Genomic DNA, 1259 nt, shown 5'->3' on the forward strand with positions numbered 1-1259 from the left:
AGCTTTTCTACAGGCATTAAAAAAGGCCGCCTAGGGCGACCTTTTTATAAGCTGTGAAGCTCTATCTGTTGATATTACTCAACGATAGATGCAACAACACCAGCACCAACTGTACGGCCACCTTCACGGATAGCGAAGCGTAAACCTTCGTCCATCGCGATTGGGCAGATTAACTCTACAGTCATCTTGATGTTGTCACCAGGCATTACCATTTCTACGCCTTCTGGTAACTGTACGTCACCTGTTACGTCAGTTGTACGGAAGTAGAACTGTGGACGGTAACCTTTGAAGAAAGGAGTGTGACGACCACCTTCATCTTTAGAAAGTACGTATACTTCTGAAGTGAATTTAGTGTGTGGCTTGATTGAACCAGGCTTACAAAGTACTTGACCACGCTCAACGTCTTCACGCTTAGTACCACGTAGTAGTGCACCGATGTTCTCACCCGCACGACCTTCGTCTAGAAGCTTACGGAACATCTCAACACCTGTACAAGTTGTCTTCGTAGTTTCTTTGATACCTACGATTTCAACTTCGTCATTCACGTTGATGATACCAGCTTCAACACGGCCAGTTACAACAGTACCACGACCTTGGATTGAGAATACGTCTTCGATAGGCATGATGAATGGCTTATCGATGTCACGCTCTGGCTCTGGGATGTATGAATCTAGCGCGTCTGCTAGTTCAACGATCTTGTCTTCCCACTCTTTCTCGCCTTCTAACGCTTTAAGCGCAGAACCTTGGATTAGTGGTAAGTCATCACCTGGGAAGTCGTACTCAGAAAGAAGTTCACGAACTTCCATCTCAACTAGCTCAAGTAGCTCTTCGTCGTCAACCATGTCACATTTGTTCATGAATACGATGATGTAAGGTACACCAACCTGACGAGAAAGTAGGATGTGCTCACGAGTTTGTGGCATAGGACCGTCAGTCGCAGCAACTACTAGGATTGCGCCGTCCATTTGAGCAGCACCAGTGATCATGTTTTTAACATAATCGGCGTGTCCTGGACAGTCTACGTGTGCGTAGTGACGAGTTGGAGTATCGTACTCAACGTGTGAAGTTGAGATTGTGATACCACGCTCACGCTCTTCTGGAGCGTTATCGATTGATGCGAAGTCTTTAGCTACACCACCGTATACTTTTGCAAGTACGTTAGTGATTGCTGCTGTTAGAGTTGTTTTACCGTGGTCAACGTGGCCGATTGTACCAACGTTTACGTGCGGTTTTACGCGTTCAAACTTTTCTTTTGCCAT

1 protein-coding gene is annotated in these 1259 nt (G+C 45.9%); it reads right to left on the reverse strand.

Annotated elements, in window-relative coordinates:
- Positions 1-74: 74 nt before the first annotated feature.
- Positions 75-1259, reverse strand: a complete 1185-nt coding sequence (tuf, locus tag L1267_RS23595; protein ID WP_135922804.1) for an elongation factor Tu — start codon at positions 1257-1259, stop codon at positions 75-77.

Origin of the sequence: Pseudoalteromonas sp. OFAV1 (genome assembly GCF_021532595.1) — a bacterium.
GTDB lineage: Bacteria > Pseudomonadota > Gammaproteobacteria > Enterobacterales > Alteromonadaceae > Pseudoalteromonas > Pseudoalteromonas lipolytica_C.